The 22,410-nt window shown below is 72.9% G+C and carries 17 protein-coding genes and 1 pseudogene; 9 read left to right on the forward strand and 9 right to left on the reverse strand.

Going from position 1 to position 22,410, the window contains the following annotated elements; genetic code table 11:
* Positions 1-295 precede the first annotated feature (295 nt).
* Positions 296-1,585 (reverse strand): lipoprotein, encoded by a 1,290-nt coding sequence (locus tag STTU_RS14075; RefSeq protein WP_043255170.1) that lies wholly within the window; start codon positions 1,583-1,585, stop codon positions 296-298.
* Between the two features lie 877 nt (positions 1,586-2,462).
* Between STTU_RS14075 and STTU_RS14080 the strand changes: the two genes are divergently transcribed.
* From STTU_RS14080 to STTU_RS35405, 6 genes are all read left to right on the forward strand, one after another.
* Positions 2,463-4,769, forward strand: a complete 2,307-nt coding sequence (locus STTU_RS14080; RefSeq protein WP_043255173.1) for a bifunctional SulP family inorganic anion transporter/carbonic anhydrase — start codon at positions 2,463-2,465, stop codon at positions 4,767-4,769.
* A 642-nt stretch (positions 4,770-5,411) separates the two neighbouring features.
* Entirely contained in the window at positions 5,412-7,346 is a 1,935-nt protein-coding gene (gene acs, locus STTU_RS14085) for an acetate--CoA ligase (protein ID WP_234019384.1), read from the forward strand.
* 381 nt (positions 7,347-7,727) lie between these two features.
* On the forward strand, positions 7,728-9,110 hold the full coding sequence (gene nhaA / locus STTU_RS14090) for a Na+/H+ antiporter NhaA (RefSeq protein WP_007823911.1): 1,383 nt from the start codon (positions 7,728-7,730) through the stop codon (positions 9,108-9,110).
* Between the two features lie 392 nt (positions 9,111-9,502).
* Positions 9,503-10,060 carry a phage holin family protein gene (locus tag STTU_RS14095; RefSeq protein ID WP_007823918.1) on the forward strand — a complete coding sequence of 186 codons (558 nt, stop codon included), beginning with the start codon at positions 9,503-9,505 and terminating at the stop codon, positions 10,058-10,060.
* Positions 10,057-10,995 carry an alpha/beta fold hydrolase gene (locus STTU_RS14100; RefSeq protein ID WP_009067667.1) on the forward strand — a complete coding sequence of 313 codons (939 nt, stop codon included), beginning with the start codon at positions 10,057-10,059 and terminating at the stop codon, positions 10,993-10,995. Before STTU_RS14095 ends, STTU_RS14100 begins: the two co-directional genes overlap by 4 nt.
* A 274-nt stretch (positions 10,996-11,269) precedes the next feature.
* Positions 11,270-11,461, forward strand: coding sequence for a hypothetical protein (locus STTU_RS35405; RefSeq protein WP_009067666.1), 192 nt, complete (start codon positions 11,270-11,272; stop codon positions 11,459-11,461).
* Between the two features lie 227 nt (positions 11,462-11,688).
* Here STTU_RS35405 and STTU_RS14105 read toward each other — a convergent pair whose 3' ends face one another.
* The 3 genes from STTU_RS14105 to nth all read right to left on the reverse strand — a co-directional run bounded on the left by STTU_RS14105 (position 11,689) and on the right by nth (position 15,173).
* The gene (locus tag STTU_RS14105; protein ID WP_007823922.1) at positions 11,689-12,888 is read right to left on the reverse strand and encodes a MarP family serine protease; all 1,200 of its coding nucleotides are present in this window, start codon (positions 12,886-12,888) and stop codon (positions 11,689-11,691) included.
* Positions 12,889-12,900: 12 nt separating this feature from the next.
* Positions 12,901-13,557 carry an NUDIX hydrolase gene (locus STTU_RS14110; RefSeq protein ID WP_050794910.1) on the reverse strand — a complete coding sequence of 219 codons (657 nt, stop codon included), beginning with the start codon at positions 13,555-13,557 and terminating at the stop codon, positions 12,901-12,903.
* A gap of 584 nt (positions 13,558-14,141) precedes the next feature.
* Entirely contained in the window at positions 14,142-15,173 is a 1,032-nt protein-coding gene (gene nth, locus STTU_RS14115; protein WP_007823924.1) for an endonuclease III, read from the reverse strand.
* Between the two features lie 383 nt (positions 15,174-15,556).
* Between nth and STTU_RS14120 the strand changes: the two genes are divergently transcribed.
* The gene (locus STTU_RS14120; protein WP_007823925.1) at positions 15,557-16,231 is read left to right on the forward strand and encodes a Crp/Fnr family transcriptional regulator; all 675 of its coding nucleotides are present in this window, start codon (positions 15,557-15,559) and stop codon (positions 16,229-16,231) included.
* Between the two features lie 213 nt (positions 16,232-16,444).
* Here STTU_RS14120 and STTU_RS14125 read toward each other — a convergent pair whose 3' ends face one another.
* From STTU_RS14125 to STTU_RS34925, 4 genes are all read right to left on the reverse strand, one after another.
* Entirely contained in the window at positions 16,445-17,281 is an 837-nt protein-coding gene (locus tag STTU_RS14125; protein ID WP_043255175.1) for an MBL fold metallo-hydrolase, read from the reverse strand.
* A complete protein-coding gene (locus STTU_RS14130; protein WP_007823929.1) occupies positions 17,278-18,264 on the reverse strand; it encodes an NUDIX hydrolase in 987 nt (328 codons plus the stop codon). The genes STTU_RS14125 and STTU_RS14130 overlap by 4 nt, the downstream gene beginning before the upstream one ends.
* A gap of 112 nt (positions 18,265-18,376) precedes the next feature.
* Positions 18,377-18,841: a RidA family protein gene (locus tag STTU_RS14135; RefSeq protein WP_043255177.1), complete on the reverse strand. Its 465-nt coding sequence runs from the start codon at positions 18,839-18,841 to the stop codon at positions 18,377-18,379.
* Positions 18,838-18,999, reverse strand: a complete 162-nt coding sequence (locus tag STTU_RS34925; protein ID WP_007823934.1) for a hypothetical protein — start codon at positions 18,997-18,999, stop codon at positions 18,838-18,840. The genes STTU_RS14135 and STTU_RS34925 overlap by 4 nt, the downstream gene beginning before the upstream one ends.
* 196 nt (positions 19,000-19,195) lie before the next feature.
* Between STTU_RS34925 and STTU_RS14140 the strand changes: the two genes are divergently transcribed.
* Positions 19,196-20,173, forward strand: coding sequence for an ArsA-related P-loop ATPase (locus tag STTU_RS14140; RefSeq protein ID WP_007823936.1), 978 nt, complete (start codon positions 19,196-19,198; stop codon positions 20,171-20,173).
* Positions 20,170-21,489, forward strand: coding sequence for an ArsA family ATPase (locus tag STTU_RS14145; RefSeq protein ID WP_009067660.1), 1,320 nt, complete (start codon positions 20,170-20,172; stop codon positions 21,487-21,489). The genes STTU_RS14140 and STTU_RS14145 overlap by 4 nt, the downstream gene beginning before the upstream one ends.
* Before the next feature lie 515 nt (positions 21,490-22,004).
* Here STTU_RS14145 and STTU_RS36190 read toward each other — a convergent pair.
* A pseudogene (locus STTU_RS36190) lies at positions 22,005-22,289 on the reverse strand (WhiB family transcriptional regulator); the annotation flags it as partial.
* Positions 22,290-22,410 lie beyond the last annotated feature (121 nt).

The raw sequence follows: 22,410 nt of genomic DNA on the forward strand, positions 1-22,410 counted from the left end.
GGCCCCTCCCCCGGCCCGGGACCCGTACGATCAGCCCAGAGCCCGTACCCGGGCCGGCACCCCGAATGCCGGTCCGGGTGCGGAGCCGGTGGGGTCCGTCGCGACGGACCCCACCACATCTCACCGGTTGTCGGCCGTGCCGCTGTGCGCCAGCGGGACCGGCCGCGGCGCTCCCCCCAGCTGCCGGGAGCGCTGAACGGTTCCGGGGACGCACTGCGCGAGGACGGTCCCGGAGGGGCGGGCCCCTGTGGGACGCCGGCCCCGCAGGGGCCTGCTTCGTTCGTCCCCGCCCGGCTCAGTGCTTCTTCTCCTCCTTTTTCTGCGGCTGGGCGCCCGCGGCGGCGTCGGCGGCGGCCGGGGTGGTGGAGTCGAGCGCGCCCCAGCCGTCCTTGGGGGGCTGGCCCACGCCGAGCTTCTGGAGCTTGGCGAGGGTCGCGGGGTCCTGGGCGTCGAGCCAGTCGGCGAGTTCGCGGAAGGAGACGCAGCGGACGCCCTTCTTGTGACAGACCGTCTTGACGACGCCTTCGACGGCGCGCATGTAGGTGCCGCCGTTCCAGGACTCGAAGTGGTTGCCGATGATCACCGGGGCGCGGTTGCCCCGGTAGGAGCGGTCGAAGGACTCCAGGAGGCCCTGGCGCATCTGGTTGCCCCAGAACTCGCGCTTCGCGGGGTCGCCCTGCGTCGTCCCGGACTGGTTGACCAGGAAGTTGTAGTCCATCGAGATGGTCTCGTAGGTGTGGCCGGGCATCGGGACCATGTGCATCGAGAGGTCCCACATGCCTTGCTTCTTGGTGGGCCAGACCTGTTCGCGGACACCGCTGCTGTCGTAGCGGAAGCCCATCGGCCCCGCAGCGGCCATGAAGTTCTTCTGGCCTTCGAGGCACGGGGTGCGCCCGCCGATGAGCTCCTTGTCGTAGTCGAAGGGGAGCGGGTCGGTCTTGCCGGTGGAGGTGTTGGTCTTCCACGTCTTCACGAACTGCTTGGCCTGGCTGATCTCGCTGCGCCAGTCCGCGACGGACCACTCGCCGACGCCGCCGCCCTTGCCGCAGAAGTGGCCGTTGAAGTGGGTGCCGATCTCGTGGCCGTCCAGCCAGGCCCCGCGGACCTGGTCGACGGTGTCGCGGATGCCCTTGAGGTCGTTGAAGCCGATGTCGGAGCGGCCCGGGGAGTGCATGGGCGGGTGGTAGAGGTCCTTCTTCGCGCCGGGGAGCATGTAGACCCCGCTGAGGAAGAAGGTCATGGTCGCGTTGTTCTCCTTGGCGACCTTGCGGAAGTGCGAGAAGAGCTTCTGGCCGTCCTCGCCCGCGCCGTCCCACGAGAAGACGACGAACTGGGGTGGCTCCTGGCCGGGCTTCAGCTTCTCGGGGCGCAGCTGGTGCGGCTGGACGCCGGTGAAGGCGGTCGAGCCGTCGCCGATGAGGCGGACGGCGTTCTTCGGGGCGGGGGCGGGTTCGGCCTTCTCCTTCTTGCCCTGAGCCCTGGGGTGATCGGTGTTGTGGGAGGCGCCGCCCCCGCAGCCGGTCAGGGCGACGGCGCAGGCGGCGGCCACTGTGGCCACCGCCGTCATTCTTCTGGTGGCAGCCATGACGGCCCACCTTCTTCCTTGCATCGCTCACGTGGGCCGCACCGCGTCCCGCAGGCGGGAAGGGTCCGGCCGAGGTCCGCGCCAAGGTCACACACGGGGCGATTCCGTCATGGACTGACAAGCCGTACAAAATGATTAATCACTCTTGCGGGTGAAGTGATGGCCTGTTTGCCCCGATAGACGGCAAGAATCCTTTACTCTCAATTACGATCCGTTTACCAAGTGTTGAAACACTGTGCTCGGTGGTCCTCCCGGAACCGGCGCGTCGCCTCCCCCACCCCCATCTCGCGCGTACGTCCCCGGCCCCGGACCCTCGCAGGCAGCCACCGACCGCACACTCAGCGCACCCCGCACACCACGCATCCCGCCGCTGTACGCCGTGACCCACGGCCGCGCTCTGACGCGACCGCGCAGCCCCGGAGGAGACGGGAAGATGACCTCTCGCGTAAACACCCACACCTCGCACGGACCGCCGGAGCCCGACAAGCCCGGACCCGGCCCCGACAAGCCCGGACACGGCAAGCCCGGACCTGCCCCCGCTCCCGACAAGGCCGACACAGGCTCCGGCCAGCCCGGCTTGGGCCGGACCGGCCCCGACCAGCCCGGCCCCGGCGAGGCCGAGGCCACCAGGCCCACCCCGGCCCGTACGGCCGAACCCCCCACACCCCAGACGTCCCCCACACGCCCGACATCCCCCACGCCCCAGACGTCTCCCACACCCCCCACCCACGTCCACCCCGACACCCCACACCCCCCGCACACCGCCCCCCACGACTCCCCTCGCCCCCCATCCCCCCCTCCCGGCGGCGGCCCCCGCCTCCGCTCGCACCCCCGTTTCCGCCTCCCCGAGGCGGTCGATCTCTCCGCCTCGATCTCCGTGTTCCTCATCGCCCTGCCGCTCTCGCTCGGCATCGCGCTCGCGACCGGGGCGCCGCTTCAGTCGGGGCTCGTCGCCGCCGCCGTGGGCGGGCTCATCGCGGGGCGGCTCGGGGGCTCGGTGCTCCAGGTGAGCGGGCCCGCGGCCGGGCTCACGGTCGTGACGGCCGACATCATCCAGCAGTACGGCTGGCGGGCGACCTGCGCGATCACCGTGTTCGCCGGGGTCTGCCAGCTCGGGCTCGGGATGCTGCGGGTGGCGCGTTCCGCGCTCGCGGTGAGCCCGGCGATCGTGCACGGGATGCTCGCGGGCATCGGCATCACGATCGCGGTCGCGCAGGTGCACATCGTGCTCGGCGGTACGCCACAGAGCAGTGTGCTCGACAATCTCCGCGGGCTCCCGGCGCAGCTCGCGGGGACACAGTGGGCAGCGCTCGCGATGAGCGTGGTGACGCTCGCCGTGCTCTACCTGTGGCCGAAGCTGCCGGGGCGTGCCGCGCGGCTCGCGAAGCTGCTGCCCGCCACGCTCGTCGCGGTCACCGCGGCGACGCTCGTCGCGGCGCTCCTGGGGCTCTCGCTGCCCCGCGTGGACCTGCCCTCGTGGAGCAACCACGCGCTGGCCGCCCTGCCGGAAGGCTCCCTCGGTGGCGTCGTCGCCGCGGTCGTGACGATCACGCTCGTCACGAGTGTGCAGTCGCTGCTCGGCGCGGTCGCCGTCGACAAGCTCGTCGCCGGACGGCCCGAGCAGGCGGCCCGGGTGCCGCGGTCGAACCTCGATCGCGAACTGCTCGGCCAGGGCGCGGCGAACATCGCCTCGGGCGCCCTCGGCGGACTGCCCGTCGCCGGGGTCGCCGTCCGCAGCACCGCCAACATCAACGCGGGCGCGGTGAGCCGCGCCTCGACGATGCTGCACGGGGTGTGGGTACTGGTCGCCGCGCTGCTCGCGGTGCCTTTGCTCCAGTACATCCCGCTCGCGGTGCTCGCCGCGCTCGTGATGTCCGTGGGCGTCCAGATGGTCAATCTGCACCACATCAGGACCGTGACGAGGCACCGGGAGTTCCTCGTCTACGGGGTGACGACGTGCGGTGTCGTCTTCCTCGGGGTGCTCGAAGGGGTCGGTCTCGGCATCGCTGTCGCGGTTGGGCTCGCCCTGCACCGGCTCAGCCGCACCCGGATCGTCCACCACGAGCGGGCGGGTCACCACCTCGTACACGTGCGCGGGGAGTTGACTTTCCTGGCCGTGCCCCGGCTCAGCCGGATGCTGCACCACGTACCGGCGAAAGCCACCGTGGTCGTCGAGCTGGACGGCTCGTTCATGGACCACGCCGCCTTCGAGACGCTCCAGGACTGGCGGACCTCGTACACCGCGCAGGGAGGCGTGGTCAGCATGACGGGGCCGGTCGGCACCCGTATCACCGAACCGGCGGCCGGATCGCACGGCCACTGCCGCCCCTGGACGCCCTGGCGCAACCACCGCAGGCCGGCGACGATCGGCCCCGTGGCCGCGTCGACCGGCAGGGGCAGCGGGGCGCAGCGCCTCGTCTCCGGGATCAGCGCCTTCCAGCGCGACACGGCGCCCCACATGCGCGAGGAACTCGCCCGTCTCGCGCGGGAGGGGCAGCGGCCCTCGCAGCTCTTCCTCACCTGCGCGGACTCCCGCCTCGTCACGAGCATGATCACGGCGAGCGGTCCGGGCGACCTCTTCACCGTCCGCAACGTGGGCAATCTCGTCCCCCCGCACGGAGCGGACGACGGTCCGGACGGCCCGACGGGGAGCGGGGTCGCCTCCGTGAACGGTGGCGGCGCGATGAGCGGCGACGACTCGGTGGGAGCGGCTATCGAGTACGCGGTCGACGTGCTGCGCGTCGAGTCGATCACCGTGTGCGGACACTCCGGTTGCGGCGCGATGCAGGCGCTGTTGAGCGAGGACGAACGACGCGGCGGGGCCGTGGGCGAAGAGCGGGACGGCGCGCTCTTGTCGCCGCTGTGGCGGTGGCTGCGGTACGGGGCGCCGAGCCTCGCGCGGCTGCGGGGGGACGCGAGCGCGCTTCCCGGATTCGCGCGACGCGATCCCGCCGATGTGGCCGAGCAGCTCTGCCTCGTCAACATCGTGCAGCAGCTCGACCACTTGCGGGGGCATCCAGCGGTGGCCCGCAGGCTCGCCGAAGGCAGCCTCGCGCTGCACGGCGTGTACTTCCACGTCGGCGAGGCGCAGGCGTACCTGCTCCGTGAGGACGCCGCCGGGGCCGTACCGGTCTTCGAGGAGGTGAGCGGCGCCCAGGAGCCGGAGCGGCCCGTGCCCGCCTGAGCGGACCGCGAATGATCCGCGGGAAGGAGGACGACTCCCCCGCGCGGAGGACCCGGACACGCCCGTCCGTTGGCCGAACCTCCGCCCGGTGACGTCCACCTTGAGTCCCACCTGAGGCGTCCGCCCGCAGGCGTCCACGCCGCAGGCGCCCACCTTGCGGCGTCCGACCCGAGGCGTCCGCCCTCTTACGTACGGCTGCTCCATCCCGTACGTACGAGGGCGGAGCCACGCCGCCCCGCCACGTCGCGCCCCCGCTGCCCGCTGCCCGCTGCCCCCGGCCCCCAGTCTCCGGCGGAGCCGGGCCCGCCACCCGGTGGAGACGCGCCGCCAGGCGGCGGGGAGTGGGAGGCGGGGCGGGTGGGCAGGAGCGGGAAAAGCGGGGCCGTCGGGGTGTCGCCGGGCGGGTGGGCTCGTTGAAGCTCGCGGTGCGTTCGCGCACCTCGTGGGCGTGGCGGATGAACCTCCGACCTGGGACGTACGTGCCAGGGGTAGCGGGGCCGCGTGGCCCACGCGCGCTCTGGCGGGTCCGCTTTGCGGGGGTTGACCTCGTGTCTCCGCAAGCGTTGAATCCCCATGGCAGGACAGAATTGGTCTACACCACGGGACGGTGGGTCAGTGAGCGAGCGTTCGTCAATCGCCAACATGCTCAAGGAAGAGCGCAAGTTCGCGCCGCCGGCGGAGCTGTCGGCGCACGCCAATGTGAAGGCGGACGCCTATGAGCGGGCGCGCGAGGACCGCCTCGGCTTCTGGGCCGAGCAGGCGCGTCGGCTGAGCTGGGAGACGGAGCCCACCGAGACCCTGGACTGGTCGAACCCGCCGTTCGCCAAGTGGTTCGCGGACGGCAAGCTGAACGTCGCGTACAACTGCGTGGACCGGCACGTCGAGGCGGGCAACGGCGACCGGGTCGCGATCCACTTCGAGGGCGAGCCGGGCGACAGCCGCAGCATCACGTACGCGCAGCTCAAGGACGAGGTCTCGCGTGCCGCGAACGGCCTGATCGAGCTGGGCGTCGGCAAGGGCGACCGGGTCGCGGTGTACCTGCCGATGATCCCCGAGGCCGTGATCGCGATGCTCGCCTGCGCGCGCATCGGCGCGATGCACTCGGTCGTCTTCGGCGGCTTCTCGGCCGACGCGATCGCCGCGCGGATCGCCGACGCGGACGCGAAGGTCGTCATCACGGCCGACGGCGGCTACCGGCGCGGCAAGCCGAGCGCGCTCAAGCCGGCCGTGGACGCGGCCGTCTCGCGCTTCGACACGGTCGAGCACGTCGTCGTCGTCCGCCGTACGGGCGAGGACACGGCGTGGACCGAGGGCCGCGACGTGTGGTGGCACGAGCTGACCGAGCGCCAGTCGGCCGAGCACACGCCCGAGGCATTCGAGGCCGAGCAGCCGCTCTTCATCCTCTACACCTCGGGTACCACGGGTAAGCCGAAGGGCATCCTGCACACCTCGGGCGGCTACCTCACCCAGGCGAGCTTCACGCACCACGCGGTCTTCGACCTCAAGCCGGAGACGGACGTCTACTGGTGCACGGCCGACATCGGCTGGGTCACCGGGCACTCGTACATCGTCTACGGGCCGCTCTCCAACGGCGCGACCCAGGTGATGTACGAGGGCACGCCGGACACTCCGCACCAGGGGCGCTTCTGGGAGGTCATCCAGAAGTACGGGGTGACGATCCTGTACGCGGCGCCGACGGCGATCCGCACGTTCATGAAGTGGGGCGACGACATCCCCGCGAAGTTCGACCTCTCCTCGCTGCGGGTGCTCGGTTCGGTCGGTGAGCCGATCAACCCCGAGGCGTGGATGTGGTACCGGAAGAACATCGGGCACGACAAGGCCCCGATCGTCGACACGTGGTGGCAGACCGAGACCGGCTCGATGATGATCTCGCCGCTGCCAGGCGTCACCGCGACGAAGCCGGGTTCGGCCCAGACGCCGCTGCCCGGGATCTCGGCGACGGTCGTGGACGACGAGGGCAACGAGGTCGGCAACGGGGGCGGCGGCTACCTCGTGCTCACCGAGCCGTGGCCGTCGATGCTCCGCACCATCTGGGGCGACGACCAGCGCTTCATCGACACGTACTGGTCGCGCTTCGAGGGCAAGTACTTCGCCGGTGACGGGGCGAAGAAGGACGAGGACGGCGACATCTGGCTGCTCGGCCGGGTCGACGACGTCATGCTCGTGTCGGGGCACAACATCTCCACGACCGAGGTCGAGTCCGCGCTCGTCTCGCACCCGGCTGTCGCCGAGGCGGCGGTCGTCGGCGCGGCCGATCAGACCACGGGTCAGGCCATCGTCGCCTTCGTGATCCTGCGCGGCAGCGCGACGGAGTCGGAGGACCTGGTCGCGGAGCTGCGCAACCACGTGGGCGCGACGCTGGGGCCGATCGCCAAGCCGAAGCGGATCATGGCGGTCGCCGAGCTGCCGAAGACGCGGTCCGGGAAGATCATGCGGAGGCTGCTGCGCGACGTGGCGGAGAACCGTGAGCTGGGGGACGTCACGACGCTGACGGACTCCTCGGTGATGGACCTCATCCAGTCGAAGCTGCCGGCCTCCGGCGGGAGCGACGACTGACGGTATCCGTCGGCTGAGGAAGGGACGGGTCCTCCGGGGCCCGTCCCTTCGCCGTTCGCGGGGAGGCGCGGGGGCGCCCGGTGCACAGCTGTACACCCGTATGCACGCTCCCCCGGTGTACAGATGTAAACCGACCCGCACACGCGTGCTCGGCGTACAGTTGTACACCAAGCACGCGGCGCGGCCGACGCCGCTGTGTCCCTGCCGTCCGACCGGCAGGTCAGGGCCCGGCGTGGGACCGGTGAGTAAGGTGGCCCCGTACGCCCTGCGTACCGACAAACGAAGAGGGGTGCCGGGAAGTCTGGTCGGCGTGTGATCACCTGACGCCGAACCGCGCCCGCACGGGCGCCGGACCTGGAGACCCCTGTGCCCAGCACCCGCATGCCCCCTCCCGGGCGCCGTTTCCTCGGCCGCCTCCCGCTGCCCGAGTACCGCTACCTCGCCGACGCCCTGCGCGCCGAGACGCTCGGCGGGGTGCTGCTCCTCGTCGCCGCCGTCCTCGCGCTCGTCTGGGCGAACACACCCCTGTCGCACAGCTACGAGACCGTCCGCGACTTCCACTTCGGGCCCGGCTCCCTCGGGCTGCGCCTCTCCGTGGAGCACTGGGCGGCGGACGGGCTGCTCGCGGTGTTCTTCTTCGTCGCGGGCGCCGAGCTGAAGCGCGAGCTGGTCGCGGGGGATCTGCGCGATCCCAAGGCCGCGCTGCTGCCTGTGGTCGCCGCGGCGTGCGGGATGATCGCGCCGGCGCTCGTGTACACGCTCGTCAACACGGTCGGCGGGGGCGACCTGGGCGGCTGGGCGGTCCCGACCGCGACGGACATCGCCTTCGCGCTCGCGGTGCTCGCCGTGCTCGGCACCGCGCTGCCCTCGCCCCTGCGCGCCTTCCTCCTGACGCTCGCGGTCGTCGACGACCTCTTCGCGATCCTGATCATCGCGGTCTTCTTCACGAGCGACCTGAACTTCCTCGCGCTCGGCGGGGCCGTCGCGGGGCTCGTCGTCTTCTGGGTCCTGCTGCGGCACCTGCGGGTGCGGGGCTGGTACGTGTACGTGCCGCTCGCGCTGGTGATCTGGGGGCTCATGTACAACAGCGGCGTGCACGCGACGATCGCGGGCGTCGCGATGGGCCTCATGCTGCGCTGCCACCGCGAGGAGGGCGAGGAGGCGTCCCCCGGGGAGCGGGTCGAGTACCTGGTGCGCCCCTTCTCGGCGGGGCTCGCGGTGCCACTGTTCGCGCTCTTCTCCGCCGGGGTCGCGGTGGGCGGCGACGCGCTCGCCGACATCTTCACGCGCCCCGAGACGCTCGGGGTGGTCCTCGGGCTGGTCGTCGGCAAGGCGGTGGGGATCTTCGGCGGTACGTGGCTGACGGCGCGTTTCACGCGGGCCTCGCTCAGCGACGAACTGGCCTGGTCCGATCTCTTCGCGGTCTCCGTGCTCGCCGGTATCGGCTTCACCGTGTCCCTCCTCATCGGGGAACTCGCCTTCACGGACGACCCGCACCTCACCGACGAGGTCAAGGCGGCCGTGCTCGTCGGCTCACTCCTCGCGGTCCTGCTGGCCGCCGTCCTGCTGCGGCTGCGCAACCGGGTCTACGTGCGGCTGCTCGCGGAGGAGGAGCGCGACGAGGACCTCGACGGCGTACCGGACGTCTACCAGCAGGACGACCCGGCGCACCATCAGCGCCTCGCCGACTCCTACGAGAGGCGGGCGGCCGAACACCGCGCCCGCGCCCGGGAGCGGGAGGACCCGGAGGCGGGGGACGCCTGACAGGGCGTCGGCGAGCGAGGACGCGCCATGGGCCATGCGACGGACTTACGCCGCGAGGCGGACCCGTACGCGGTCAGGCGGACCCGTAACGCGGTCAGGCAGCCCCGTACGCCGCGACGCGGACCCGTACGACGCCAGACGCCAGACGGACCCGTACGACGCAAGGCGGACCCGCACGCCGTACGCCCGGACTGGCACAACGCCCCCGTGGGAGAACCCGTACCGCACCCAAGAGGAGTCAGCCGGGCGGGGCGGGGGAAGCGGCAAGGGCAAGGGTCCGGCATGATCTGAACCCTGACCGTGTTTCGGGCGGGTGCGCCGCCGCCCGGACGAGGCGGGGGCCGCGAGCCCGGTCCCCGCGCAGACCGGCGAAAGAGAAGAGGGAGTACGCGATGAGCGCACCCGACAGCGCGAGCCACCGTCCCGGCGAGCCCGAGAAGGCGGCTGCGGCGTTGAGCGCGGACCGCAGCCTCGGCCAGCTCGTGGCCCACGCGACCTCCGAACTGTCCGCGCTGGTGCACGACGAGATCGCGCTCGCCAAGGTGCAGATCATGAAGGACGTGAAGAAGGGGGTCGCCGGGAGCGCCGCGTTCATCGTCGCGCTGACCCTCGCCCTCTTCTCGCTCCCGATGCTGAGCTTCGCGCTCGCCTACGGCATCCGGTCGTGGAGCGGCTGGCACATCTCCGTCTGCTTCCTGCTCTCCTTCGCCGCGAGCCTCATCGTGGCCGGTCTCTTCGCCCTCATCGGGCTCGTCCTCTTCAAGAAGGCGCAGAAGGGCCGGGGTCCGCAGAAGGCGGCGGCGGCGGCGAAGGCCGATGCCGCGGTCCTCTCCAACGCGAAGCCCCACCCGCGTCCCGAGACGCCGGAGCTGGAGAAGTTCCCGCCGCTGGCGCGGAAGGGCGGCGAGGAAGCGGACGGCGCCTCCGCTGTGGCACGCTCCTCCTCATGACGGCTACCGACCCCCGTTCGGCGCAATCCGCCCCCGCGATCCGGATCGACGGTCCCTGGACCCACCGGGACGTGGCGGCGAACGGCGCGCGCTTCCACATCGCGGAGGTGGGCGAGGGGCCGCTCGTCATGCTCGTGCACGGCTTCCCGCAGTTCTGGTGGACGTGGCGCGAGCAGCTCACCGCGCTCGCCGCCGCCGGGTACCGGGCGGTCGCGATGGACCTGCGCGGAGTCGGCGGCAGCGACCGCACGCCGCGCGGTTACGACCCGGCGAACCTCGCACTCGACATCACCGGCGTGATCCGCTCGCTCGGCGAGCCGGACGCGGCGCTCGTCGGGCACGACCTCGGCGGCTACCTCGCCTGGACGGCGGCGGTCATGCGGCCCAAGCTCGTGCGCCGCCTCGTCGTCTCCTCCATGCCGCACCCGCGCCGCTGGCGCGCGGCGATGCTCAGGGACCCCCGCCAGTCCGCCGCAGGTTCGTACGTGTGGGGCTTCCAGCGCCCCTGGGTCCCCGAGCGGCAGCTCGTCGCCGACGAGGGCGCGCTCGTCGGGGAGCTGCTGCGGAACTGGTCCGGGCCGCGTCTCCCGGACGACAAGACGGTCGACGTCTACCGCAGGGCGATGCGCATCCCCTCGACGGCGCACTGCGCGGTGGAGCCGTACCGCTGGCTCGTGCGCTCGCTCGCGCGGCCCGACGGGGTGCAGTTCTACCGGCGCATGAAGCGGCCCGTACGGGTTCCGACGCTGCACCTGCACGGGGCGCTCGACCCGGTGCTGCGCACGCGCTCGGCGGCCGGTTCGGGCGAGTACGTCGAGGCCCCGTACCGCTGGCGGCTCTACGAGGGGCTCGGGCACTTCCCGCACGAGGAGGACCCGCTCGGCTTCAACCGCGAGCTGATCGACTGGCTGCGGGACCCCGAACCGGACCGCTGAGGCGGGCGCGGACCCGTGAGGCGGGCCGCATACCGCTGAGGTGGGCCGCCGGGTCCCCGGAACCCCACGCGTCCGCCGTCGGACCGCCGACGTGCGTTCCGGGGCGTGCGCCCCCCGCGCTGCCGTGTGCTCCCCTTCTCCGGTCCGTCCGGCCCCACCCGTACCGCTGAGCGGACGGGGCCGTCTGACGATCGAACAGGTGTTGCCAGCCGCATAGGCCAATTAGGTGCCGGGGGTGCGATTACCGACCATGGGAGCCGGGCAGGGACGGGGTATGGGCTGGACGCACGACTACAGTGACGCAGCACGCGACCGCCGCTCAGTCTCCGCGCTGAGCAGCCACGAGGGGCCGGGCCCGTTGGGTTCCGGCGCACCGCATCCCTCCCCGGACGGGGTCAATATCCCCCTCATCCTCCGCCGCCGGGCCCGCTGGGTCTCGGCCCGTCTCCGGCACACGCGCGACTGAACCGCCCCGGCGCCCACGCCAGGGCCCGGCCGGGGAGCACGGAGGCGCGGGGGCGCACACTCCCGCGTACGGCAGCCGCAGGACGGCGCTGTTCTCCGCATACGGCCGCAGGGCGCGCCGCCACCGCGCGCGCGACTGCCCCGCCTCCCGGCCCCGCTCCACCCCGTACGTACGCGCGCACAGGGCCCCGCCCCACGTGATCCGTGGGGCCGGGGCCCCGCGTGCGGTCAGAGCGCGCAGCTCTCCGTGTCGACGCGCTGGTTCGCGGTGCGGCCCTGGGCGATGTCGTCGCGGACCTCGTCGGCGGTGAGGGCGTAGCCGGTGTCGGGATCGTCGAGCGATTTGGCGAAGACGACTCCGTACACGCGGCCGTCCGTCGTGAGGAGCGGGCCGCCGGAGTTGCCCTGGCGCACCGTGGCGTAGAGCGAGTAGACATCGCGGCTCACCGTGCCCCGGTGGTAGATGTCGGGGCCCGTCGGGGTGATGCGGCTCCGGACGCGGGCGGGGCGGACGTCGTAGTCGCCGTTCTCCGGGAAACCGGCGACGATCGCGCCGTCGCCGGGCTCCGCGTCGCCCTTCGTGAAGCGCAGCGAGGGCGCGGGCAGGCCGGGGACGTCGAGGACCGCGATGTCGCGCTTCCAGTCGTAGAGCACGACGGTGCCGTCGTAGCGCCTGCCCTGGCCGCCGATCTGGACGGTCGGTTCGCCGACCCCGCCGACGACGTGCGCGTTGGTCATCACGCGGTCCTTGGCGAAGACGAAACCGGAGCCCTCCAGTACCTTGCCGCAGCCCGAGGCGGTGCCGACGACCTTGACGACCGACTGCTTCGCCGTCCGCGCGACCTGACTGTTGGCCAGGGCGGGGTCCGGGGGGTCGACGGGCTTGATCGGCTCGTTCGAGAAGGGGCTGAAGACCTGCGGGAAGCCGTTCTGCGCGAGGACCGAGCGGAAGTCGGAGAACCAGTTGTCCGCCTGCTGGGGCATGGCCTGCGAGACGCCGAGGAGCACCTTGGAGTTGCGGACCTGCTTGCCGAGGGTGGGCAGCGTCGTCTGCGCGAGGAGCGAGCCGAGGAGCCAGGCGACGAGGAGCATCGCGAGGACGTTGACGACGGCACCGCCGGTCGCGTCGAGCGCGCGCGCCGGACTCCACGTGATGTGGGTGCGCAGTTTGTTGCCGAGATGGGTGGTGAACGCCTGGCCCGTGGAGGCGCACACGATGACGATGATCACCCCGACCACGACCGCGGTCGTGCTCGCCTCCGAGTTGTCCGTCAGCGCGTCCCAGAGCACGGGCAGTACCCACACGGCGAGGAGCCCGCCACCGAGGAAGCCGATCACGGACAGGATGCCGACGACGAAACCCTGGCGATAGCCCACGATCGCGAACCACACGGCGGCGGCCAGCAAGAAGAAGTCCAGCGCGTTCACCGGGACACCCTGTCATGCGTGCCGGTCGAGTGAGACCCGCTTCCCCCTATCCCATGGTCGCTCCCAGCCCGCGAAGTGCAGCAAGCGGTCGATGACTCCGGCGGTGAAACCCCAGACCAGAGCGTCGCGGACGAGGAAAGCGGGGCCTTCGTGACCGCGTGGGTGGACCGCGACAGCGCGGTGCGCGGGGTCCGTGAGTTCGCTCACCGGCACCGAGAAGACGCGCGCGGTCTCGCCCGGGTCCACGGCCCGGACGGGGCTGGGCTCGCGCCACCAGCCGAGCACGGGGCTCACGACGAAGCGGGTCAGCGGGATGTAGAGGCGCGGCAGGACCCCGAAGAGCTGGACGCCGGCCGGGTCGAGGCCCGTCTCCTCCTCGGCCTCGCGGAGCGCGGCGCGCAGCGGCCCGGTGGTGAGCGGGTCGCCGTCGGCCGGGTCGAGGGAGCCGCCGGGGAAGGAGGGCTGGCCCGCGTGGGCGCGCAAGGAGGAGGACCGCTCGGTGAGCAGCAGCTCGGGGCCGTCCTCGCCCTCGCCGAGCAGGATGAGCACCGCCGACTGGCGGCCCCCGCCGTCCGCCGGTGGCAGGAAGGCGCTGAGCTGCTCGCCCCGTACCGTCCGCACCGCCGCCACGACCGGATCGAGCCAGCGGGGCAGGCCCTCGGTGGTCAGGACGGGGGCGAGGGGAGCGGGTGGGCCGTGGAGGGGGTCGGGGGCAGGGGCGTGCTCGGGGAGGGGTGCCGGGGGAAGGGCCTCCGGTGCGAGGGCGCGGGGCGGGAGGGGGCGCGCGGGGTGGGCGCCCTCCGGGTGCGGGGCGGGCGTCGGGTTCGCACCGCTGCCGCGTCGTCCGGCTTCGTCCGTGCCGCTGCCGCGCGCGCTCTCGTACGTGGCGCTGCCGCGCGCGCTCTCGTACGTGGCGCTGCCGCGCGCGCTCTCGTGCGTACCGCGTCCGCCTTCGTGCGTACCGCGTCCGTCCTCGGGCGTGCCGTCGGCGTTGCCGGGGGCACGTTCGTCGGTACGGAACTCGCTCTCGGTGCTCAGGGTTGCTTCACCACCAGGTCTTCTTCCGGCAGGGCCGGTCGTCGTTTCGTCGTCTTCCTCTCCCGCTCCAACGTCTGTGCGAAGCCGCTGTGTTCCGGGGACCGGGGAGACGCGGGTGCACGGGGAGCGTGGGGGCGCGTACGAACCCCCGGGGGCGCCCCTGAGGAGCCCCCGGGGGGCGCCCCTGAGACGTCTCAGGGGCGCTCAGGGCTCCGTCAGCCGCCCAGGGGTGGCGCGGGGGGACCCGGGAAGTCGGCGGGGGGCTTCAGGCGCTGGCCCGGCATGCCGCCCTTCTCGTACTTGAGGAGCTTCTTCGCCTTCTCCGGGTCGGTCTCGCCCTCGCCGTACGAGGGACAGAGCGGTGCCACCGGGCAGGCGCCGCAGGCGGGGCGGCGGGAGTGGCAGATGCGGCGGCCGTGGAAGATCACGCGGTGCGAGAGCATCGTCCACTCGCTCGGCTCGAAGATCGCGGCGACATCGGACTCGACCTTCACCGGGTCCTCGGACGTCGTCCACTTCCAGCGGCGCGCGAGCCGTCCGAAGTGGGTGTCGACAGTGATCCCGGGGACGCCAAAAGCATTGCCAAGTACGACAAAAGCCGTCTTCCGGCCCACTCCGGGCAGCTTCACGAGCGCGTCGACGGTCGCCGGGACCTCGCCGTCGAAGTCGTCGCGCAGCGCCGCCGAGAGGCCGAGCAGCGAGCGCGCCTTGGCCCGGAAGAAGCCGGTGGGACGGATCAGCTCCTCCAGTTCCTCGGGGACCGCCGCCGCCATGTCCTCGGGGGTCGGGTACTTCGCGAAGAGCGCGGGGGTCGTCTGGTTCACCCGCAGGTCGGTGGTCTGCGCGGAGAGGACGGTGGCGACGAGGAGCTGGAAGGGGTCCTCGAAGTCCAGCTCGGGGTGGGCGTAGGGGTAGGTCTCGGCGAGCACCTCGTTGATGGCGTGCGCGCGCTCGACCATGGCGGCCCGGGACTCGCGCTTGGCGAAGCCGGGGGGCTTGGGGGCGGGGGACTTCTTGGCGGTGGCCTTCTTGGTGGGGGTGGCCTTCTTCGCGGTGGAGGTCTTCGTCGCGGACGTCTTGGTGGGGGCCGCCTTCTTGGCCGGTGCCGTCTTCTTGGCGGCTGCCTTCTTCGCCGCCGTTTTCCTGGCGGTGGCCGGCTCGGCTGCCGCCTTGCCGGCGGGCGTGGCCGCCTTCTTCGCCGGCTTTTCGGCCGTCGTCTTCTCCGCTGCCGTCTTCTTCGTCGTCACCCGGCTGTCCTCCGTGCCCTCCGCCGACGCCGCGCGCCTGCTCGCGGCGATCGCTCGTCCCGTTCCGTACCGGCCCGTCCGTGCCCGTACGACCTCTGACGGCCCTATCCCCGCCGCGTTCGCTCACAGCGGAACGCGCTGGTCGGAGCCGTACCGCAGGTGCCTCAACCTGCCCTGTACCGCCAGGCTTCGCGGACACCCGCTCAGCCTACGGCCGGGTACTGACATCCGCCGCCGAGCACGGGGTACGCCACTCCCACGGCCCCCCTGGCGCACAGGACCGAGCATCTGTGCGGCACACTTGTGACTGATCACACTGTTTGGCACGTCCGGCACAATGGGAGATGACCAGTCCCCCTGAGCAGCCGACAAGGAGAGAACTCGTGGATGACGTTCTGCGGCGCGCACCGCTGTTCGCGGCGCTCGATGACGAACAGGCGGCGGAGCTCCGCGCCTCCATGAGTGAGGTGACGCTCGCGCGTGGGGAGTCCCTCTTCCACGAGGGTGAGCCGGGCGACCGCCTCTACGTCGTGACGGAGGGCAAGGTCAAGCTGCACCGCACCTCGCCCGACGGCCGCGAGAACATGCTCGCGGTGCTCGGCCCCGGCGAGCTGATCGGTGAGCTGTCGCTCTTCGACCCGGGCCCGCGCACGGCGACCGCGTCCGCGCTCACCGAGGTGAAGCTGCTCGGCCTGGGGCACAACGACCTCCAGCCCTGGCTCAGCGGGCGTCCCGAGGTCGCCGCCGCGCTGCTGCGCGCGGTGGCCCGCCGACTGCGCAAGACCAACGACCAGATGTCCGACCTGGTCTTCTCCGATGTGCCGGGCCGCGTCGCCCGCGCGCTCCTCGACCTCTCGCGCCGTTTCGGTGTGCAGTCGGAGGAGGGCATCCACGTCGTCCACGACCTGACGCAGGAGGAGCTGGCGCAGCTCGTCGGCGCCTCGCGCGAGACGGTCAACAAGGCGCTCGCCGACTTCGCCGGTCGCGGGTGGCTGCGGCTGGAGGCGCGCGCGGTGATCCTGCTGGACGTGGAGCGGCTGGCGAAGCGGTCGCGCTGAGGCGGTGACTGCCCGGAGGCGGTGACTGCTTCAAGGCGGCGACTGTCTTGAAGCAGTGGTTGCTTTCGAGGCGGTGGCCTGGCTGAGGCAGTGGCCGCTGTGAGGCGGTGGCCGAGGCAGGTGCGAGGACTTCCGTACGGGGCTTCCGTACGTACGAGAGGCGGCCGTCCCCGGGTGGGGACGGCCGCCTCTTCGTGAGGGGCGCTCACCCGCTCACCCCGCGCCCACCCCCCGCTCCCGCAAGTACTCCAGCTGCGCCCCCACCGACCACTCCGCGGCCGGCCACAGCGAGCGGTCCACGTCGGCGTACACCCGCGCCACCACCTCCGGCGCCGTCGTCAGCCCCGCCCGGACCGCTTCCTCGACCTGCGCGAGGCGGGCCGCGCGGTGCGCGAGGTAGTGCTCGATCGCCCCGCGCGCGTCGTCCAGGACCGGGCCGTGGCCCGGCAGCACGATGTCCACGCCGTCGTCCGTCGTGAGCGTCCGCAGCCGCCGTAGCGAGTCGAGGTAGTCGCCGAGCCGCCCGTCCGGGTGCGCCACCACCGTCGTACCGCGACCGAGCACCGTGTCCCCCGTCAGGACGGCGCGGTCCGCCGGGAGGTGGAAGGAGAGCGAGTCGCCCGTGTGACCCGGGGTCGGTACGACGCGCAGTTCGAGGCCACCCGTCGTGACGACGTCGCCCGCCGCGAGCCCCTCCTCGCCGAGCCGCAGCGCCGGGTCGAGCGCGCGCACCGGGCTCCCGGTGAGTTCCGCGAAGCGCGCCGCGCCCTCCGCGTGGTCGGGGTGGCCGTGCGTGAGCAGCGTCAGCGCGACGCGCCGCCCCTCGCGTTCGGCCGTGGCTATGACGTGCGCGAGGTGGCCCTCGTCGAGCGGCCCCGGGTCGATGACGACCGCGAGGCCGGACCCGGGCTCCGCGACGATCCACGTGTTCGTGCCGTCGAGCGTCATCGCCGAGGGGTTCGGCGCGAGGACGTTGACGGCGCGCGCCGTCGCCGCGCCGCTCGTGACGGCCCCGCGCGGGCTCCCCGGCGGCGCGGGCACGGCGCTCACACGCCCTCACCGACCGAGCCGTCACCGACCGGTCCCCCGCCGACCGGCCCCTCACCCGGGGCTCCTTCGCCGAGGGCCCCGCCACCCGGCGCCTCCCCACCCGGCACCCGCCGCGTGAACTCCTCGTGCCCCGGCCACGTCAGGATCACCTCGTCGCCGTCGAGCCGCGCCTCCGCCAGTACGGGCTTGAGCGCGCGCCCCTCCAGGTCGGCCATGACCCCGGCCAGCGAGCCGTAGGGGACGAGGTCGCGCAGGGTCGCGACGGTGGGCGGCATCATCTGGAGGGCGCCCTCCTCGTACCGGTGCAGGGCGTCCACCGGGCGCACCCACTCGGTGCGGTCGGCCTCCGTGGAGACCTCGCGCGTGCGCTGGCCCTCCGGGAGCGCGGCGACGAAGAACCACGTGTCGTAGCGCCGCGCCTCGAACTCCGGCGTGATCCAGCGCGCCCAGCCGCCGAGCAGGTCGCTCCGCAGCACCAGCGCGTGCCGGTTGAGGAATGCGGCGAAGGAGGTCTCGTGGGCGACGAGCGCCGCACGCTCCGCCTCCCACTCGGGCCCCGAGACGTCCGCGACGACCGTCTCGGCGTCCGGGCCCGCGAGGAGCACCCCGCACTCCTCGAAGGTCTCGCGCACCGCCGCGCAGACCACGGCGCGCGCCGCGCCCTCGTCGTCGAGCCCGAGGCGCTCCGCCCAGGCGGCGGGCGGGGGGCCCGCCCAGCGCACGGCCGTCTCGCTGTCGCGCGGGTCCACGCCGCCGCCCGGGTACGCGTACGCGCCGGCCGCGAAGGCCATCGACGCGCGGCGCCGCAGCATGTGCACGAGGAGCCCGCCGGGGCCGTCGGGCGCCTCGCGCAGCAGCAGTACGGTGGCGGCGCGGCGCGGCGTCACGGGGACGAGGTCGCCGCGCGCGTGGGCGCGGATGCGGTCCGGCCAGTCGGCGGGGAACCACTGGGCACCGGTGCTCTTGCCTGCGCGTTCGCTCATCCTCGGAGGCTAACGCCTCTCGTGCGCGAGTTCGAAGGACCGGCCGGGCCGTCCCGCCGACCGGCCGCCCCGCGAACACCCCCGAGGACCGGCACCCCCGCCCCCCGAGGCGCTACGCCTCCAGCTCCACGATCAGCTCGACCTCGACCGGCGCGTCCAGCGGGAGGACCGCGACGCCCACCGCGCTGCGCGCGTGCACGCCCTTCTCGCCCAGGACCTCGCTGAGCAGTTCGCTCGCCCCGTTGACGACCCCCGGCTGTCCCGTGAAGTCCGTCGCCGAGGCGACGAAGCCGGTGACCTTCACCACGCGCGCGACGCGGTCCAGGTCCCCCGCCACCGAGCGCACCGCCGCGAGCGCGTTGAGCGCGCTGATCCGCGCGAGCGCCTTCGCCTCCTCGGCGGTGACCTCCGCGCCGACCTTGCCCGTCGTCGGCAGCGTGCCCTCGACCATCGGCAGCTGACCGGCGGTGTACACGTACACACCGCTGCGCACGGCCGGCTGGTACGCGGCGAGCGGGGCCGCGACCTCCGGCAGCGTCAGGCCCAGTTCGGCGAGGCGTGCCTCGACCGCGCTCACGCCTGCTTCTCGCGCTTCATGTAGGCCACCGGGTTCTCCCAGCCGTTGGGGCCGGGGATCACGGTGACCAGCTCCCAGCCGTCCAGGCCGAAGTTGTCCAGAATCGCCTTCGTGTTGTGCGAGAGCAGCGGCGCGGTGAGGTATTCCCAAGTCTTCATGCGGCGACTTTAACGGCCCGCACGCGGGCGGCGGAAACCCACGCGGCAGGCGACGCCCCGGCGCCCGTACGAGCCCCCGCCCCCGCTCCCCGCCGTCCCCCGCACCCCCTCCCCCCGACCCCCCGCGCTCCCCCTTCGCGCCCCCCACTTCGCGCCCGGCCGCCCGCCGCGCGCCGCGACGTTCTAGGCTCGCGCTGTGAGCAGGCTCCAGGTCGTCAGCGGGAAGGGCGGGACCGGCAAGACGACGGTCGCCGCCGCGCTCGCGCTCGCCCTCGCCACCGAGGGCAGGCGCACCCTCCTCGTCGAGGTCGAGGGCAGACAGGGCATCGCGCAGGTCTTCGACACCGAGCCGCTGCCCTACGGCGAGCACAAGATCGCCGTCGCGCCCGGGGGCGGGGAGGTCTTCGCGCTCGCGATCGATCCCGAGCTGGCGCTCCTCGACTACCTCCAGATGTTCTACCGGCTGGGCAGCGCGGGCCGCGCCCTGAAGAAGATGGGCGCGATCGACTTCGCGACCACCGTCGCGCCCGGCGTTCGCGACGTCCTCCTCACGGGGAAGGCCGCCGAGGCCGTCCGCCGCAAGGACAAGCGGGGGCGGCACGTGTACGACCACGTCGTGATGGACGCCCCGCCCACCGGCCGCATCACGCGCTTCCTCGGCGTCAACGACGAGGTCGCCGGGCTCGCCAGGATCGGCCCCGTCCACCACCAGGCCCAGTCCGTCATGCACCTGCTCAAGTCCCCGAGCACCGCCGTGCACCTCGTCACGCTCCTGGAGGAGATGCCGGTGCAGGAGACGGCGGACGGGATCGCCGAGCTGCGCGGCGCGGGCCTCCCGGTGGGCCGGGTCCTCGTCAACATGGTCCGCCCGGCGCCGCTGGCCCCCGGGGTCCTCGCCGAGGACGTCCCGCGCGCCGCGCTCGAAGCGGCCCTCACGGCCGCCGGGCTCCCGCGCGCCGAGACGGTCGCGGGCCCGCTGCTCGCGCTCGGCGAGGAGTACGGGGAGCGCCACGCCCTGGAGACCGCGCAGCGCGCCCGTCTCACCGCGCTCGGCCGTCCCGTCCACGAACTGGCCCTCGCCCCGGACGGCATGGACCTGGCCGCCGTCTACCGCATGGCGAAGGAGCTGCGCGGCCAGGGCGTGACGGAGGAGATCCCGAGGAGGACCCCATGAGCCTCGATCCCGCCCCCGCTCTGGAGGTCGATCCGCTCCTCGACGACCCCGCGACCCGCATCCTCGTGTGCTGCGGCTCGGGCGGCGTCGGCAAGACGACGACCGCGGCGGCGCTCGGGCTGCGCGCCGCCGAGCGTGGCCGCAAGGCGGTCGTCCTCACGATCGACCCGGCGCGCCGTCTCGCCCAGTCCATGGGCATCGACGCGCTCGACAACACCCCGCGCCGCGTTCCCGGCACGAAGGGCGACGGCGAACTCCACGCCATGATGCTCGACATGAAGCGCACGTTCGACGAGATCGTCGAGGCGCACGCCGAGCCCGCGCGGGCCCGCGCGATCCTGGAGAACCCCTTCTACCAGTCGCTCTCGGCCGGATTCGCCGGTACGCAGGAGTACATGGCGATGGAGAAGCTCGGCCAGCTCCGGGCCGGAGAGCAGTGGGACCTCATCGTCGTCGACACCCCGCCCTCGCGCTCCGCGCTCGACTTCCTCGACGCCCCGAAGAACCTCGGTTCCTTCCTCGACGGGAAGTTCCTGCGCGTCCTCATGGCCCCCGCGAAGGCGGGCGGGCGCGCGGGCATGAAGTTCCTCAACGCCGGGATGTCGCTGATGACCGGCACGCTCGGCAAGCTCCTCGGCGGCCAGTTCCTCTCCGACGTGCAGACCTTCGTCGCCGCGATGGACACGATGTTCGGGGGTTTCCGCGCCCGCGCCGACGCCACCTACCAGCTCCTCCAGGCCCCGGGCACGGCCTTCCTCGTCGTCGCCGCGCCCGAGCGCGACGCGCTGCGCGAGGCCGCCTACTTCGTGCGCAGACTCGCCGAGGACGGCATGCCGCTCGCCGGACTCGTCCTCAACCGCGTGCACGGCGGCGGCCCCGAGGCGCTCACCGCCGAGCGGGCGCTGAGCGCAGCGGAAAATCTTGAAGACCCCGGCATTGTGGATCAGTTGGACGGGAAAGCTGGACTGCGTAACACCCGGTACACCACCGGTGACGCCCTCAACTCCCCCGAGGGTCAAGCCGGTTCACCGGTCACAACCGAAGACCCGAGCCCCGCGCCCGAAGCCGCGGACACGGCCGGGGCACCGCGGGCGCCCGCACCACCGGGAGCCCTCGCAGCCGCGCCCCTCGCCGCGGGTCTGCTGCGCCTGCACGCCGAGCGCGCCCACCGGCGCGCCCGCGAGGCACGCACCCGCGACCGCTTCACCGCGCTCCACCCCGAGGTCCCGGTCGCCGAGGTCCCCGCACTGGCGGGCGACGTCCACGACCTCACGGGCCTGCGCACGGTCGCGCGGCGGCTGGCGGGAGAGGACTGAGACCGGGCGGAGCCCCGGCCGACAAGCGGAAGGAGCGGGAGACGAGGGAGACGCGCCCACGGACCGCGCCCACTACGCCGCCCGCGCTGGGGCCCGTTTCGCCGGTACGGCCGGGGCTGCGGCGGTACGTGGCGAAGGACCCGTACCGGAAAGGCCTCCGCCGCCGCCCGCACCCGCACCACCGGGCGCGAGCCGAACGCGACCCGAACGCGGCCCGGACCGGCGCGCGGGCAGGACCCCGCGACCCGCCCGCGTCCACCCACCGCGTCGACGTCCCGCGCCCCACGTACAGCCCCCCGCGACCCGTACGCGTGCTCAACCCGCCCATCTCACCGCACCGTTGGCGATCCGGCCTACCCGACCGCCGCGTACCGCCGGTCCCCGGGGCCCGCCGTATACGGCCGGTCTCCCGTGTCCACGGTGTACCGCCGGTCCGCCGGGCCCGCCGTGACGCCCCCGGCGTCCTCGGCCTCCATCTCCTCGAAGTCCAGCTCCTCGGCACCCGCGACGAGCGGCCCGCAGGACCTCTCGTACTCACTGCGCGCCGTCTCCAGCAAGCGGCGCCAGGAGGTGACCAGGGGGCGCCTGCGCAGCAGCGCACGCCTCTCCCGTTCGGTCATTCCTCCCCAGACGCCGAACTCGACGCGGTTGTCGAGCGCGTCGGCCAGGCACTCCGTGCGCACCGGGCATCCCGTGCACACCGCCTTGGCCCTGTTCTGCGCTGCCCCTTGTACGAACAGTTCATCCGGATCAGTAGTGCGGCAGGCTGCCTGCGCACTCCAGTCGGTAACCCAGCCCATGCCGGCGCCGTCCTCTCCCGAATCGAGGCTCCCCCACGGCGGCAGCGGCATATTCACCGCCGCCAGTGCAGGACGTTACGGAAGGTGGGCACAGCGCAACACCCCCTTCGGGCCCAATCTT

Source organism: Streptomyces sp. Tu6071 (assembly GCF_000213055.1).
GTDB lineage: Bacteria > Actinomycetota > Actinomycetes > Streptomycetales > Streptomycetaceae > Streptomyces > Streptomyces evansiae.

Coding starts and splice junctions, on each gene's coding strand:
- STTU_RS14130 (WP_007823929.1), bottom strand. CDS start 18,264: ATGAGCGAACGCGCAGGCAAGAGCACCGGTGCCCAGTGGTTCCCCGCC.
- STTU_RS14095 (WP_007823918.1), top strand. CDS start 9,503: ATGAGCGCACCCGACAGCGCGAGCCACCGTCCCGGCGAGCCCGAGAAG.
- nhaA (WP_007823911.1), top strand. CDS start 7,728: ATGCCCCCTCCCGGGCGCCGTTTCCTCGGCCGCCTCCCGCTGCCCGAG.
- STTU_RS34925 (WP_007823934.1), bottom strand. CDS start 18,999: ATGAAGACTTGGGAATACCTCACCGCGCCGCTGCTCTCGCACAACACG.
- STTU_RS14145 (WP_009067660.1), top strand. CDS start 20,170: ATGAGCCTCGATCCCGCCCCCGCTCTGGAGGTCGATCCGCTCCTCGAC.
- STTU_RS14100 (WP_009067667.1), top strand. CDS start 10,057: ATGACGGCTACCGACCCCCGTTCGGCGCAATCCGCCCCCGCGATCCGG.
- STTU_RS14075 (WP_043255170.1), bottom strand. CDS start 1,585: ATGGCTGCCACCAGAAGAATGACGGCGGTGGCCACAGTGGCCGCCGCC.
- STTU_RS35405 (WP_009067666.1), top strand. CDS start 11,270: ATGGGCTGGACGCACGACTACAGTGACGCAGCACGCGACCGCCGCTCA.
- acs (WP_234019384.1), top strand. CDS start 5,412: ATGCTCAAGGAAGAGCGCAAGTTCGCGCCGCCGGCGGAGCTGTCGGCG.